General features: G+C 65.9%; 13 protein-coding genes and 2 tRNA genes. 13 read left to right on the top strand and 2 right to left on the bottom strand.

Annotated features, from left to right (window positions below):
- Nucleotides 1–37: 37 nt before the first annotated feature.
- A complete protein-coding gene (locus OU02_RS00135; RefSeq protein ID WP_033488242.1) occupies nt 38–1,501 on the bottom strand; it encodes a TrkH family potassium uptake protein in 1,464 nt (487 codons plus the stop codon).
- 173 nt (nt 1,502–1,674) lie between these two features.
- Between OU02_RS00135 and OU02_RS00130 the strand changes: the two genes are divergently transcribed.
- Genes OU02_RS00130 through OU02_RS00120 form a run of 3 tightly spaced genes read left to right on the top strand, consistent with a single transcriptional unit; the run spans nt 1,675 to nt 5,088 of the window.
- Nucleotides 1,675–2,616, top strand: coding sequence for an NAD kinase (locus OU02_RS00130; RefSeq protein ID WP_033488241.1), 942 nt, complete (start codon nt 1,675–1,677; stop codon nt 2,614–2,616).
- A gap of 56 nt (nt 2,617–2,672) precedes the next feature.
- Nucleotides 2,673–4,430: a DNA repair protein RecN gene (recN, locus tag OU02_RS00125; RefSeq protein ID WP_051918200.1), complete on the top strand. Its 1,758-nt coding sequence runs from the start codon at nt 2,673–2,675 to the stop codon at nt 4,428–4,430.
- Nucleotides 4,420–5,088, top strand: coding sequence for an HAD family hydrolase (locus OU02_RS00120; RefSeq protein ID WP_033488240.1), 669 nt, complete (start codon nt 4,420–4,422; stop codon nt 5,086–5,088). The genes recN and OU02_RS00120 overlap by 11 nt, the downstream gene beginning before the upstream one ends.
- Before the next feature lie 59 nt (nt 5,089–5,147).
- On the opposite strand, the gene thrC is transcribed toward OU02_RS00120, so the two are convergent.
- Nucleotides 5,148–6,635, bottom strand: coding sequence for a threonine synthase (gene thrC, locus OU02_RS00115; protein ID WP_033488239.1), 1,488 nt, complete (start codon nt 6,633–6,635; stop codon nt 5,148–5,150).
- Nucleotides 6,636–6,810: 175 nt separating this feature from the next.
- Between thrC and OU02_RS00110 the strand changes: the two genes are divergently transcribed.
- From OU02_RS00110 to OU02_RS00065, 10 genes are all read left to right on the top strand, one after another.
- Nucleotides 6,811–8,127, top strand: coding sequence for a glutamate-5-semialdehyde dehydrogenase (locus tag OU02_RS00110; RefSeq protein ID WP_051918201.1), 1,317 nt, complete (start codon nt 6,811–6,813; stop codon nt 8,125–8,127).
- Between the two features lie 56 nt (nt 8,128–8,183).
- Nucleotides 8,184–8,717 (top strand): hypothetical protein, encoded by a 534-nt coding sequence (locus OU02_RS00105; RefSeq protein WP_033488502.1) that lies wholly within the window; start codon nt 8,184–8,186, stop codon nt 8,715–8,717.
- 19 nt (nt 8,718–8,736) lie between these two features.
- Nucleotides 8,737–9,402, top strand: coding sequence for a nicotinate-nucleotide adenylyltransferase (gene nadD, locus OU02_RS00100; RefSeq protein WP_033488501.1), 666 nt, complete (start codon nt 8,737–8,739; stop codon nt 9,400–9,402).
- Between the two features lie 51 nt (nt 9,403–9,453).
- Complete coding sequence (locus tag OU02_RS00095) at nt 9,454–10,512, top strand: ribose-phosphate diphosphokinase (RefSeq protein WP_051918203.1); 1,059 nt, start codon at nt 9,454–9,456, stop codon at nt 10,510–10,512.
- 90 nt (nt 10,513–10,602) lie between these two features.
- Nucleotides 10,603–10,673 (top strand) — tRNA-Gln (locus OU02_RS00090).
- A gap of 75 nt (nt 10,674–10,748) precedes the next feature.
- Nucleotides 10,749–12,140, top strand: a complete 1,392-nt coding sequence (gene glmU / locus OU02_RS00085; protein ID WP_033488236.1) for a bifunctional UDP-N-acetylglucosamine diphosphorylase/glucosamine-1-phosphate N-acetyltransferase GlmU — start codon at nt 10,749–10,751, stop codon at nt 12,138–12,140.
- The gene (rsfS, locus tag OU02_RS00080) at nt 12,137–12,532 is read left to right on the top strand and encodes a ribosome silencing factor (RefSeq protein WP_033488235.1); all 396 of its coding nucleotides are present in this window, start codon (nt 12,137–12,139) and stop codon (nt 12,530–12,532) included. Before glmU ends, rsfS begins: the two co-directional genes overlap by 4 nt.
- A 2-nt stretch (nt 12,533–12,534) precedes the next feature.
- Entirely contained in the window at nt 12,535–13,239 is a 705-nt protein-coding gene (locus OU02_RS00075; RefSeq protein ID WP_080720459.1) for a histidine phosphatase family protein, read from the top strand.
- A gap of 16 nt (nt 13,240–13,255) precedes the next feature.
- Entirely contained in the window at nt 13,256–14,155 is a 900-nt protein-coding gene (locus tag OU02_RS00070; RefSeq protein ID WP_033488234.1) for a hypothetical protein, read from the top strand.
- Nucleotides 14,156–14,279: 124 nt separating this feature from the next.
- A tRNA-Ala gene (locus tag OU02_RS00065) sits at nt 14,280–14,352 on the top strand.
- Nucleotides 14,353–14,386: the final 34 nt, after the last annotated feature.

The following is a 14,386-nucleotide window of genomic DNA, read 5'->3' as shown; positions in this document are numbered from 1 at the left end:
CGATCGGTTGGCATTGGCGTGTGTGCATGGCCGCCTGTCAGCCCACCACGATCTGGTCGGTGGGGTAGCGCACCACCTCCAGTTGTTTTGGTCGGCTCACCGCATAGGCGAGCGTCATCGGGCCCAAACGCCCCACGACCATCGTCGCGGCGAGCACGTAGAGCGCCGCATCGCTGCCTTCCTGCGCCACACCCACCGAATAGCCGCCCAGGCCGAATGACGAGCATGCATCGAACAGCGCGTGGCTGAACGAGGCGTCGGTGATGAGCATGAGCGACATCGAGGCCACGAGCACGAGCGCGAAGCACGCGGTGGTGATGCTGACGGCCGTCATGATCACATGCGTGTGGATGCGCCGGTGGAACGCGTTCACATCGCTGTGCCCGGTGAACGCGGCCTTGCACACCAGCAGGATCACGGCGAAGGTCGTGACTCGGATGCCGCCGGCCGTGGAGGTGCTGCCGCCGCCGATGAACATGACGAAGCTCATGAATACTTTTGTCGCCTCGCTCACCTGCGGCACCCATGAAAGGTCGAAGCCGCTGCTGCGTGGCATCACCGCGGCCACCATGGCGCGCCGCATGCGCGTCTCCACGTCGGCGTGTTTGAACAGCGCCGGATTGTCCCATTCCACAGCCAGGAACCAGATGAGCGAGACAAGCACGATCGCGAACGTGGTGATGAGGGTGACCTTGGTGTGCAGGTTCCAGCGTTTGGGCGGCTGGTGCCGGCGTGTGCAACGGAAGATGTTGAGGATGACGGGAAAGCCGAGCGTGCCGCAGAACGCGGAGAGCATGATCGGCATGCCCACAGCCCAGTTGTTCACGTACAGCCCCGCACCGTCGGGGGTGAAGCCCGCGTTGTTGTACGCCATGACGGCGAAGAACAGCGACTCCCACAGCGAATGCCCCACCGACCCCTTGTTCACATGGAGCAGGCCGGGGAACAGGGCGATGAACGTGATGCTCTCGATGACGAACGTGGTGGTGAGCACCACCGTGAGCACGCCGCGGATCTCGCTGAGCTTGTTGGTGCCGAGCTCGGAGGCCGTCAGCAGGCGTTGCATGGCCTTGAGGTGGTGGTTGACGGCGAGCGCGATGAGCGAGGCGAAGGTCATGACCCCCAGACCGCCCATCTGCACGGCGATGATGAGCACCGCCTGGCCGAACATGGACCAGTGGCTTGTGGTGTTCACGATCGAGATGCCGCATGTCGACAGCGCGCTGACCGCGGTGAAGAACGCGGTGGAGAACGACGTGGACTGGCCCTCCTGTGTGGAGATGGGAAGGAGCAGCAGCGACGTGGACAGGCTTACCAGCACGACGAAGTAAATAATCGTCAACCGTCCGGGGTGCGAGTTGATCCGGTAGCTCAGCGAGCGCCGGATCGGTTTGCGTTCCTCGGCGGCGGCTTTCTCGAACGTGTCGCCCGAGAACCACCAGGCATAGCCTTGTGAAGCGTCGCTGTTCGACGCCGATTCGTCGAACAGGAGATTCGCCATGCTGCCTCCCCGTCAATGCCGTGTACACGATATGTGTTCTTACGTAGCCATTGTAAAGCCACGAGCGACTTCACGGCGCCTGTTCGCGCATCGCTGGGCCCCGGCATGGGGTTGGCCGATACGAGGCGTCGACTACCATGGTGGCGTACACCCACGCGAGAAACGGAGCGGCCATGACCACAACGCGGCATGTCATTGTCGTCACACACGAGCGTCTCATGCACCGGGGGGACGTGGTGCAGGGCACGGTCGGGCAACTGCAGGAGGCCGGGTTCGACGTGCAGGTCATCGACCGGCTCGACGTGCCCGAATTCGGACAGCCGTGCGAGCGTGTGCCTGAAGACACCGAGATTGTCGTCGTCCTCGGCGGCGACGGCACGATCCTGCGCGCCGCCGAACTCGTGCACTGCACGGACGTGCCGATCATCGGCATCAACATGGGCCATGTGGGCTTTTTGGCGGAATTCGAAAGCTTCCAGATCCACGACGCGATCCGGCGCATCGCCGAACGCGACTACAACATCGACGAGCGCATGATCGCGCATGTGGACGTCTGGCTGCCCGGTGCGCTCGAACCGTTGCGCGACTGGGCGCTCAACGACATCACGATCGAACGCGCCGACCGAGGCAAGATGGTCGAGCTGTCGATTGGCGTGGACGGTGTGGAGATGAGCTCGTTCGGCTGTGACGGTGTCATCTTCTCGACGCCCACCGGCTCGACCGCCTACGCGTTCTCCGCCGGAGGCCCGGTGATCTGGCCCGACGTGCAGGCCCTGCTCATGGTGCCGCTCGCCGCGCATGCGCTGTTCGCCCGTCCAATCGTCATCGGCTCCGACTCCTCGTTCTCGCTGCGCATCGACGACGATTCCACGTCCGAAGGATGGATCTGCTGCGATGGGCGCCGCCAGCACGCACTGCCCAAAGGCGCGCGCGTCGCCATCCGCCAATCGGCCGCACGCCTGCGCTTGGCACGCCTGTCGGACGCGCCGTTCACCAACCGGCTCGTCACGAAATTCAACCTGCCGGTCGTCGGATGGCGCGACCGCCACGCCACAGGGGCCAACACGTCGCTGCGCGGCCAGGGCGACGCCGATGACCCGGACTACGTCGCCTGACCCCGCCCATCGTCATACACCCCACACACCTCACACAAGGAACCGGTGACCCCACTTTGCTTGAAGAACTCGAACTGCGAGACCTAGGGCCCATCCACACCGCAACCATCACCCCCCACGCCGGCATGACGGCGATCACCGGTGAAACCGGCGCCGGCAAATCCATGCTCCTGTCCGCACTCAACATGGTCTGCGGCGCCCCGGCCGACCCCACGCGCGTCGCCAACGGCGCGACGGCCGCATGGGCGCAGGCGATCTTCACACTGCCCGCCGATTCGCCGGCCGCGCCACTGATCGACGACGCCGGCATCGGCACCGAGGACAATGAGGTGTTCCTCGCACGCACTGTGCCGGCGCACGGCCGTTCACGCGCCGTCCTCTGTGGCAAAACGGTGCCGCGCTCGCTACTGGGCGAGGTATGCGCCGAACTCATCACCGTCCACGGGCAGGCCGACCAGTTGCGGTTCGCCACCGCGGCCCGACAACGCGCGTTCCTGGACCGCTACGCCGCCGACGACGACCTGCTCCATGCCTACGCGCGCGCCTATGCCGCCTACCGTGAGGCGGACGACCATCTGCATCGGATCGAATCGCAGGAGGCGTCGATGCGCCAGCAAGCGGACTATCTGCGCGAATCGATCGCGCGTATTGACCGCGTCGACCCGCAGGCCGGCGAACTCGACGACCTCAAGGCGCGCCGCAGCCGTATCGAAAACGCCGCACGGGTCAACGCCGGTGTCGCCCAAGCGCTTGCCGCGCTCGACGCCGCCCAGAACGGCGACGGCATGGAGCTGCCCGGCGCATGCGAGCTCGTGCAGCGCGCCGCCGACGCCCTGCGCGCGCTCGGATTCGACGACGGGCTGCGCCAGTGCGCCGACCGGTTGGACGCCGTGGGCACCGAGCTCGCCGATGTGGTGTTCACGTTGACGCGGCAGCTCGACAGTGAAGGCGGCCCTGAAGAACTCGACGCGCTCAACGGGCGCATCCATGAGCTCGACGAACTGACGCGCCGGTGGGGGCCGACGCTCGCCGACGTGCTCGCATGGCGCGAACGGTCACGGTTCGAACTCGAGGACCTCGACGATTCACCCGAACGGCTCGCCCAATTGCGCGCCGAACGCGACGCGCGCGCCGCCACGGCGATGCGTGCGGCGCAACGGCTCACCAAGAGGCGCCAGAAAGCCGCCCGCGCATTATGCCAGGCGGTCGCGGACGAACTCGGGCAACTGGCGATGGACGGCGCGGCGCTCTCGATCCGCGTGCAGCCGCGCAGTGGCGAGGGCGCGCTCGACGCGCACGGCGCCGACGACATCGCGTTCCTGTTCACGCCGTTCCCGGGCGCCGAGCCGATGCCGATGGGTTCCAGCGCGTCGGGCGGCGAACTGAGCCGGCTCATGCTCGCGCTCGAACTGTCCGCGGCGGGCCATGGCGCGCCGGGGGAGCAGGGCGCGCCGATGACGTTCATCTTCGACGAGGTCGACGCCGGTGTGGGCGGGCGCACCGCGGTGGAGCTCGGACGGCGCTTGGCGCGCCTCGCCCGGCATGCGCAGGTCATCGTCGTCACGCATCTGCCGCAAGTGGCTTCGTGGGCCCAACGCCAGTACGTGGTGAGCAAAAGCACCGATGGCGGGGGGCGCACGGGCACGAGTGTGCACGAAGTACAGGGGCAGGCGCGCGTCGAGGAGATCGCGCGCATGCTCGCCGGCGACACGACACGCGCATCGCTCGAGCATGCGCGCGAACTGCTCGACGCGTCGCGCCTGGGCGACGGCCATACGGGGGCGGAACCAGGAGGCAGTGCGCATGACGACTGACGAGAACCTCGGCAAGGCCGCGATCTTCGACCTGGACGGCACCTTGCTCGACTCGATGGGCGTCTGGGACCAGATCGATGCCGCGTTCCTAGCGAAGCGCGGCATCGCGGTGCCCGACGACTATATGGAGACCGTCACGGCGATGCAGTTCCGTGACATCGCGCGTTATACGATCGACCGGTTCGGGCTTGACGACACCGAGGACGAGCTGATGGACGAATGGGACCGCATGGCGCATGACGCGTATACGAGCGTCGTGCGGCCCAAGGCGCATGCGCTCGACTACCTGCGTTACCTCAAAGACACCGGCGCCCGTCTCGCCGTGGCCACGACGATGCCGGCCGGATTGCGCGCGCCGGCCCTCAGGCATGTCGGCATGCTCGGCATGTTCGACGCCATCGTCGGCGTCGACGACGTGGGGCGGGGCAAGGAGCACCCCGACATCTACTTGGAGGCCGCCGCACGTGTCGGCGTGCCGGCCCATGCGGCCACAGTGTTCGAGGATCTGCTCGCCGGCGTCCGGTCGGCCGTGCGCGCCGGCATGCGGGTGTGGGGTGTGTACGACGCGTCGTCGGCGCAAGTCTGGCCGAGCATCGAGCAGGCCGCGCACGGGACGATCACCGATTTCGCGCAAGCGCCGCGCCCACTCGACGGATGAGGCTATGGCTGGGGCCCATCACCGGTGTGGTGATGGGCCCCAGCCATAGCCTCAACGGGTTACAGGCGGTCGGCGCACTGCTCCACGTAGTGGGCCATGTCACTGACCTCCACGCAGTCGCGGAACCGCACATCGGCGCTTTCCAGTCCACGCAGCATGGCGGGCACCTCGGTGCCAGTGGCGGCCGCGAGTTCGTCCATGCATTCGAAATCGGTGCCGTCGGACTTGAGCCCCAGCGCCTCATTGACCACGCGCGGGAACTTGTAGGGGCTCGCGGTGCTCAGCAGCACGCGCGGTGTGCCCGGATCGGCGGGCATCTGCCGCATCACGAAATAGCCGCACGCGGTATGCGGGTCGATCACGTACCGGTTGTCGCGCCAGCATTCGGCGATCATCTGGCGCACCTGGTCCTCGTCGGCCCAGCCGGTGGCGAACAGTTGGCGGATCTGCACGAGCAGCTGCGGAGGCACCTCGTAGGCCCCATACTGCGCCAGGTCGTTCATCAGGTAGGTGATCAGGCGCGGGTCCTTGTCCGCCATGTAATACAGCATGCGTTCCAGGTTCGAGGAGATGAGTATGTCCATCGACGGCGAGATTGTCTCGTAGAACGGGCGGTTGCGGTTGTAGGTGCCGGTCGTCAGGAAGTCGAACAGCACGTTGTTCTTGTCGGAGGCCACAACGAGCTGGCGCACCGGCAGGCCGAGCATCTTCGCGTAGTATCCGGCGAGCACATCGCCGAAATTGCCGGTCGGCACGACGAAATCGACGCCGTCGCCCACATTGATCACCTGAGATTCGAGCAGCTGCGCATACGCCGAGAAATAGTAGACGACCTGCGGCACCAATCGGCCCACATTGATCGAGTTCGCCGACGACAGCACCACATGGTCATCCGTGGCGAGGCGTCCGGCGAGCTCCTGGTCGCCGAAGATCTCCTTGACCGTGGACTGCGCGTCATCGAAATTGCCGTTGACGGCGCACACATGCACGTTGGAGCCGGTCTGCGTGGTCATCTGCAGCTCCTGCACACGGCTCACCCGGCCTTGCGGGTAGAACACGGTGATGCCGGTGCCGGGGGCGTCGGCGAACCCGGCCAGCGCGGCCTTGCCCGTGTCGCCCGACGTGGCGGTCACGATCATGATCTTCTCGTCCGCGTCGCCGTCGGCCGGCGTGGTGCGGGCCATGAAGCGCGGCAGGATCTGCAGCGCCACATCCTTGAACGCGCATGTGGGGCCGTTGAACAGTTCCATCACATAGTCGTCGCCGAGCGGCTTGACCGGGGTGATGCGCTCATCGGACCATTGGCTGCCATATGCTTCGGCGATGCACTGCTTCAACTCGTCTTCGCCGAAGTCGGGCAGCAGCACGCTGAGCACATCGAACGCAATCTGCTGGTACGACTTGCCGGCGAGTGCGGAGATGTCGACCGTGGTCTCGCCGAGTTGATCGGTCACAAAAAGGCCGCCGTCGTCGGCGATGCCTTTGCGGATGGCCTGCTTGGAGGTGAGCGCGTCGGTGCTGCCGCGCGTGCTGTGGAAAGTAGTCACTTGCGAATGGTCCTTACCGAACTAGAAATGTGCCGGATTGCTTGCGCAGCCCAGTCTAGCCGTATCAGTGGGCAGCGCAGGCCCGCACGTCCGTGCTGTGGGACGCGCCGGGCGCGCGTCCCACGTTCCGTGACGCCGCATGCGACTGTATGGCTCATCCACTATCCTCACAGATATGACGACTACAGCGATGGAAGAGACGAATCAGGTGTCTGGCGGCGTGTTCGAAGCGGTGTGCGCGATGGCCGACCGCGCCGCGCAGGCGCAACGCGCCCTGGCGAAATCCACGACCGACGTGAAGAACGGGCTGCTTGCGGCGATCGCCGACGCGCTCGACGCGCGCGCTGACGAAATCGCCGCGGCGAACGCGCTCGACATGAGCCAGGCGTTCGACGAAGGCATGGACGCAGGCAAGCTCGACCGGCTCAAATTCGACGTGCCACGCATCGCGGCCTCGGCGCAGGACATGCGCCATGTGGCCATGCTGCCCGACCCGGTGGGGCAGGTTGTGCGCGGGTTCGAAGCCCCCAACGGCCTGCGCCTGCAGCAGGTGCGCGTGCCGATGGGTGTGATCGGCATGATCTATGAGGCACGCCCCAACGTTACCGTGGACGTGGTGTCGTTGTGCATCAAATCCGGCAACGCGGCCCTGCTGCGCGGCGGCCACGCGGCCGAACGCACCAACGCGGCCACGCTGGCGATCGTCAAGGACGTGCTCGCCGAACTGCATTTCGACGCGGCCCTCGTCGACACCGTGGACCCGTACGGGCGCGAAGGCGCCACCGCGCTCATGGAGGCGCGCGGGCATGTCGACCTGCTCGTTCCCCGCGGCAGTGCGCGCCTCATCCAGGCAGTGGTGCGCAACTCCAAGGTGCCCGTCATCGAAACCGGCGCCGGCAACGTGCACATCTACGTGGACCGTTCCGCCGACCTTACGAAGGCCATCCCGATCCTGCTCAACGCCAAGACGCAGCGCGTCGGCGTGTGCAATGCGGCGGAAAAACTCATCGTGCACCGCGACGTGGCCGAGGCGTTCCTGCCGATGGCGGCGCAGGCGCTCGCCAACGCGCATGTGGCGATCCACGCCGACGGAGTCTCATACCGCATCATCGGCGAGGCGAACATCCGCGACATCGAACTGCTCGAAGCCGACGCGGCCGATTGGGACACCGAATACCTCGCCCTCGAGATCGGCGTGCTCGTCGTCGATTCGATCGACGACGCGATCGCGCACATCAACACGTATTCGACCCACCACACCGAGGCGATCCTCGCCGAGGACTACAGCGCGGTCGAACGCTTCACGAAAGACATCGACTCCGCGGTCGTCATGGTCAACGCCTCGACCCGCTTCACCGATGGCGGCGTGTTCGGCTTCGGTGCCGAACTGGGCATCTCGACGCAGAAGATGCACGCGCGCGGCCCGATGGGACTGCAGGAGATGACCACGACCAAGTGGATCGGCTACGGCACCGGGCAGGTGCGCGCATGAGCGGCGTCGCAGGCCAGTCCAGCCCATCGCCCGTGGTGCGCGTCAACGACCATGTGATGCCCAACCCGTGGGGCGTCAACTTGGAGCAGCGCACAAGCGTGCTCAAGATCGTCTCCGAACGGCTCAGCCTCGTGCGCTACGTGTTCCTCGTGCAGATCGAGGACGGCATCGCCACCGCCGCCCAGCGCGCGTCGCTCGAATACGCGGACGCGGTGCTCATCGGCTGGCCCGAGGAGGACGCGCCCGACCTCATCGCCGTCACCGACGAGCAATACCAGGAGGCGCTCGGCCAGGTCACCCTCATGGAGGAGTACATCGACCGCTTCCGCACAATGGAACAGCAGGCCGACATCGACGGCATGACCGACACACTCATCCGCATCACGGAGCGCGTGGCGCATGTGCGGCGCACGTTCCAGCCGAAGTTCCTGCTGCCGACCTTCGCGGAGATCCGCCGTGTCGTGCAGGACGAATGGGACGAGGACATGGGGCGCATCGACTCCGAAGGCGAATCGGACGCCGACACGATCCGCTCGCTGCAAGGCGAATTCGACGCGCTCGCCGACGAAGCCGGGGTGTCCGGTGAGTGAGCACGGCCAGCCGCGGCGCATGGCGGAACTGTCGGCGGCCCAGGCGCCCGCGCATATCATCTCGGCGCCCGGCAAACGCTCCGCCCGCGGCAATTGGCATGAGCGTTCGCGCGTCGGCATCATGGGCGGCACGTTCGACCCGATCCACAACGGCCACCTTGTGGCCGCGTCGGAAGTGGCGTGGGTCTACGACCTCGACGAGGTCATCTTCGTGCCGACGGGCCGGCCGGTGTTCAAACTCGACAAACATGTGACGAACGCCGAGGACCGGTACCTGATGACGGTCATCGCCACCGCGTCGAACCCGAAGTTCACCGTGTCACGCGTCGACATCGACCGCCCGGGCATCACCTATACGATCGACACGTTGCGTGACCTGCGGGCGCTGTACCCGGACGCGGACCTGTTCTTCATCACCGGCGCCGACGCCGTCGCCGAGATCATGCAATGGAAGGATGTCGAACAGATGTTCGACATCGCGCATTTTGTGGCGGTCACCCGGCCCGGCTATGCGGCGTCGAACCCCCTGCCCGAAGGCAAGGTCGACATGCTCGAAATCCCCGCGCTGGCCATTTCGAGCACCGATGTGCGCCGGCGCGCCACCCATGACGAACCGGTGTGGTACCTCGTGCCCGACGGCGTGGTGCAGTACATCGGCAAGCACGGCCTCTACCACGCCTCATAGCGGATTTCCGACGCGCGTAAGCGCCCGCGCCGGTCAGCTGGCGCCGTTACTATGGGACACGTCCACAACGAACTGACGTTTGGAGATACGGTGAGCGCAATCCTCGAAGGCAAACCTGATAAGAACCTCATTCTCGTTACCGGCAGGGCCCATCCCAAGCTCGCCACGGATGTGGCGCAGCAGCTTGGCATCGATGTCCTGGAGACCACGGCGTACGATTTCGCCAATGGCGAGATGTATGTGCGGTACACCGAATCCGTGCGTGGCGCGGACGTGTTCGTCCTGCAAAGCCACAGCGCCCCCGTCAACGACGCGATCATGGAGCAGCTCATCATGATCGACGCGCTCAAGCGCGCGTCCGCGCGGTCCATCACCGCGGTGAGCCCACTGCTGGGCTATTCGCGCCAGGACAAGAAGCACCGTGGCCGTGAACCCATCTCGTGCCGTCTGGTGTTCGACCTGCTCAAGACGGCGGGCGCCGACCGCATCATGAGCGTCGACCTGCATGCCGCGCAATCCCAGGGCTTCTTTGATGGCCCTGTGGACCACCTCATCGCCATGCCGGTGCTCGTCGATTACATCCGCGACCGGTTCGCGAACAATCTGGACAATGTCACGGTCGTCTCCCCGGACGCCGGCCGCATCCGCGTGGCCGAACAGTGGGCGCAGCGCCTCGGCGGCGGACCGCTCGCCTTCGTGCACAAGACGCGCGACATCACCCGGCCCAACCAGGCCGTGGCCAACCGTGTCGTCGGCGACGTCAAGGGCAAGGACTGCGTGCTTGTCGACGACCTGATCGACACCGCCGGCACAATCGCCGGCGCATGCAAGGTGCTGCAGGAATCCAGCGCCAAGTCAGTGACCGTCGTCGCCACGCACGGCGTGCTTTCAGGCCCCGCTGTCGAACGGCTCAAGAATTGCGGCGCCCGCGAAGTGGTGCTGACCGACACCGTGCCGATCCCCGAGGAGAAGCGTTGGGACGGGCTGACCGTGCTGTCGATCGCGCCGCTGCTGGCGAGCGCCATCAAGGCCGTGTTCGAGGACGGCTCCGTCGCCGAACTGTTCGACACCTACCCCGAGCACCATGGCAAGGGGTTCCTGTTCGCCTGACGGCCGTGCAGGCCCCTGACCGGCATGGCCGTGTCGCGGGAAAGTCCGGGCGTATGGCATAATAAACACTTGGCGGGTTCGCCCCGCCGTTCCCCCATGGTGTAATGGCAGCACACGGGTCTTTGGAACCCTTTGTCTTGGTTCGAGTCCAGGTGGGGGAGCGAGCCTAGCGCCCGCATTCCACGGTTCTTCCACTGTGGGAGCGGGCGCTTTTTCTATAATGTTTGGAGGATTCCATGACAGTCACCGCCGCTATCGTGCTGGCCGCGGGCGAAGGTACGCGCATGCGTTCGGCGACGCCCAAGGTACTGCACCCCTTTGCCGGCAAGACGTTCCTCGCACGTGTCATGGCGTCGGTCGCCGCGCTTGGCCCGGCCACCCTCGCCGTGGTCGTGCGCCATCAGGCCGAACACGTGGCGCAGGCAGCGCGCGCCTACGACCCGCGTGTGCGCATCGTGCAGCAGGATGAGATTCCCGGTACCGGCCGCGCCGTGCAATGCGCGATGGATCAGTTGCAGCACGACGGTCCGTTGGAGGGGCCGGTGCTCATCGCGGCGTCCGACATGCCGTTGCTCGACACCGCCACGCTCAGCGCACTGCTCGAGTACCATGTGGTGAGCGGCGACGGTGCCACCGTGCTTACGACCGAACTCGACGATCCGACCGGGTACGGCCGCATCATCCGCGGCTCCAACGGCGATGTGCTCAAGATCGTGGAGCAGAAGGACGCCAACAAGAGCGAACTGGCCGTGCGTGAAGTGAACACCTCGGTCTATGTGTTCGATGCGCAGGTGCTGACCCGTGCGATCGCGCACCTCGATGCGAACAACGCGCAGGGCGAGTTCTACCTGACCGACGCGTTGAAGGAGGCGAAAGCGTTCGGCAAGGTCGGTGCGTTCGCGGCCCCGGACCCGTTGAGCGTCGAAGGCGTGAACGACCGCGTGCAGCTCGCCGCGCTCGCCAAGGCGCACAACATGCGCGTCTGCGAGCATTGGATGCGGGCAGGCGTGACGATCCTCGACCCGCAGACCACGTGGATCGAAGACGATGTGCGCATCGAAGCGGACGCGGTGATCCTGCCCGGCTGCTTCCTGCAGGGGAATACGTCGATCGGCGCCGAAGCGCAGATCGGCCCGTACACGACGCTCATCGACGCCACCGTGGACGCGCAGGCGCATGTGGAACGCTCGCGCGTGCAGGACACGCACATCGGCCGCGCCGCCACCATCGGCCCCTGGACCTACCTGCGTCCGGGCAACGAGATCGGTGAGGAAGCCAAGGCCGGCGCGTTCGTCGAGATGAAGAAGGCGCACATCGGCCGTGGTACCAAGGTGCCGCATCTGAGCTATGTGGGCGACGCCGACCTCGGCGAACACACCAACATCGGCGGCGGCACGATCACCGCCAACTACGACGGCGTGCACAAACACCACACCACGATCGGCTCCGGTGCGCACATCGGCGCCGGCAACCTCTTCGTGGCCCCCGTGACCGTGGGCGACCATGTCACGAGCGGCGCCGGGTCGGTCATCCGCCACGAGGTGCCGGACGACGCCATGGTGTATTCAGAGAACACACAACACAATGTAGAGCATTGGAAACCAGCTTGGGAGCGTGAAACAGCATGACAGCATTGGAATCATCCATCGCATCGATCCGTACCGCGGCCACGGCCGCCGACCGCATGAAGGCGCATGACATCGTGGCCTACGACGTCAGTGACACGCTCGGCATCTGCGACGGCATGCTCATCGCGTCCGCACCGAACGAACGCCAAGTGCTCGCCATCGCCGAAGAGATCGAAAAGGACCTGTTCCTCAACGACGGCAAACGCCAGCCGCGCTCGCGCGAAGGCGTGCAGGAGGCCCAATGGATCCTGCTCGACTACGGCGACTTCATCGTGCACGTCATGCACGACGAGGCACGTGACTTCTACCATCTGGAGCGTCTATGGCGCGACTGCCCGCAGATCGAACTGCCCCTCGAACACCCCGAGGAACCGCAGTCCACGGAGCGCTGAGCATGCAGGTCCGTTCGATCACGCTCGTGCGGCACGGGCGCACCGCGTACAACAAGGCCGGCCGCATCCAAGGATGGGTCGACATCCCACTCGACACGACGGGCCGATGGCAGGTGGGCCAGACCGGCCGAGCGTTGCGTGACCTGTACGTCACGCCCGAACCCGCCGCACGCCAGCTCGTCGTCGCCTCCGACCTCAAGCGCGCACAACAGAGCGCGCACGCCTTCGCTGACCCGCTCGGACTCGACGTGCACGTCGACGAACGGCTGCGTGAACGGCACTTCGGCGACTGGGAGGGCATGTCCATGGACGAACTGCGTGCCGCGTTCCCCGACGATTTCGACTTGTGGACGCACGGTCTGGGCGGTGAAATGCGCCACCACGCCGAATCCCACACGCACGCCGGCACCCGTGGCTGGGACGCGTTGCGTGACTGGTCGCACCGCGCCGGTCCCGACACCGATCTGTTCGTCTTCTCGCATGGCGCGCTGATCGAGAACACGATCCAAGTGATGTACGGCATCGGCGAACGCTTCCCCGACTTCGTATCCATCACCTCGATGCGCAACGCGCACTGGACACGCCTCGTCGACGCGCGCATCGGTGAAGACGACCGGTGGATCCTCGTCGACTACAACCATGGCCCGGCGCGCGCCGACACCACCGCATGGGACGGTCCCGGCGCGCCCCGGGCGCAGGGCGAGTGAATCGGGGCGGTGCACAGTGAAGAACTTCTTCAAAGGACTGTCCTTCTCCCAACTGTTCGCGGGCGCGCTCGCGGCGATCACGTCATTCCTGCTGTCTTCGAAGATCGGCATCGCCGGTTCGGTCATCGGCGTCGCTGTGGCGTCGATCGTTTCAACAGCCGCTTCGCAGATCTACAAGAACGTCATCGACGCGTCGAGCAAGAAGCTGCAGGACGCCGCGCAGAACCAGCTCGGGCTCGCCCCCGCGGATGAGCACACCGGCGATACGGCGGACGGCACAGATGATGCGGGGGAGCGGACCGACAGCACCCAGCGGATCCCCACAGTGCAGGATGACACCGGGGGAGCGCGCATCGGGCGAACGGTCTCCTCGTCGCATGCTTCGTCCGCGCACGCCTCCGGCGCCCAGGTGCCGATGAGCGCGCGCAACAAGCGTGTGGCCATCATCGTGGCGGTCGTGTCCGCGCTTGTGGCCGTCGGCGCCACCGCGGGCATCATCCTGGCGCTGACCGACGGGCAGGGCACCGATTCCGTGGTGCGTGACATCGTGCATCCCACCGAGACGACCGAGGACACGCGGCACAAGGAACCGGTGATCACGCCCAGCCCGACCGACACGCCGACGCAACCCTCGTCGCAATCGTCCACGACTCCCACGCCCACACCGCAGGCCACCACCGAGCAACCCGATGCCACATCCGGCAATGGGCAGAGCGCCGGCGCCGATGACCCGAACGGTGGGGCGGGCGCTGGCAGCAGCGATACGGATACGGGCAATGGCGCGGACTCCGGGGTCGACAATGAATCCGATACGGGGCACAGTGGCGACTCCGGTGCCGCTGACGGCACCCAAGGCGGTGACAACGCGGATTCCGGCACCACCCAACACAAGGATGGCAGCCAAACAGGGCAGTGAACCATTGGGGCTCCATGCCTAGAACCGGATGCGGACGGCGTGTCGACACAGTGCGACACGCCGTCTTTTGCGTCTCGGGAGCAAATGATGTAACCTATCTCAGGTTCGATTGAGCAAGTCGAATGGGGCTATGGCGCAGCTGGTAGCGCATCTCCATGGCATGGAGAGGGTCAGGGGTTCGAATCCCCTTAGCTCCACGAAGCGGCTGGTGGCACACCGGCCGTCCCATTC

This window comes from Bifidobacterium pseudolongum subsp. pseudolongum DSM 20099, from assembly GCF_000771225.1.
GTDB classification, from domain to species: Bacteria; Actinomycetota; Actinomycetes; order Actinomycetales; family Bifidobacteriaceae; genus Bifidobacterium; species Bifidobacterium pseudolongum.
Note: the sequence above shows the minus strand (reverse complement) of the source record. Positions and strands in the feature narration are given on the sequence as shown.

What these genes read in the sequence shown, in the direction of transcription:
- OU02_RS00110 (WP_051918201.1), top strand. Translation starts at nt 6,811, where the DNA reads ATGACGACTACAGCGATGGAAGAGACGAATCAGGTGTCTGGCGGCGTG.
- nadD (WP_033488501.1), top strand. Translation starts at nt 8,737, where the DNA reads ATGGCGGAACTGTCGGCGGCCCAGGCGCCCGCGCATATCATCTCGGCG.
- OU02_RS00120 (WP_033488240.1), top strand. Translation starts at nt 4,420, where the DNA reads ATGACGACTGACGAGAACCTCGGCAAGGCCGCGATCTTCGACCTGGAC.
- OU02_RS00135 (WP_033488242.1), bottom strand. Translation starts at nt 1,501, where the DNA reads ATGGCGAATCTCCTGTTCGACGAATCGGCGTCGAACAGCGACGCTTCA.
- OU02_RS00130 (WP_033488241.1), top strand. Translation starts at nt 1,675, where the DNA reads ATGACCACAACGCGGCATGTCATTGTCGTCACACACGAGCGTCTCATG.
- OU02_RS00075 (WP_080720459.1), top strand. Translation starts at nt 12,535, where the DNA reads ATGCAGGTCCGTTCGATCACGCTCGTGCGGCACGGGCGCACCGCGTAC.
- OU02_RS00095 (WP_051918203.1), top strand. Translation starts at nt 9,454, where the DNA reads ATGGGACACGTCCACAACGAACTGACGTTTGGAGATACGGTGAGCGCA.
- glmU (WP_033488236.1), top strand. Translation starts at nt 10,749, where the DNA reads ATGACAGTCACCGCCGCTATCGTGCTGGCCGCGGGCGAAGGTACGCGC.
- rsfS (WP_033488235.1), top strand. Translation starts at nt 12,137, where the DNA reads ATGACAGCATTGGAATCATCCATCGCATCGATCCGTACCGCGGCCACG.
- OU02_RS00105 (WP_033488502.1), top strand. Translation starts at nt 8,184, where the DNA reads ATGCCCAACCCGTGGGGCGTCAACTTGGAGCAGCGCACAAGCGTGCTC.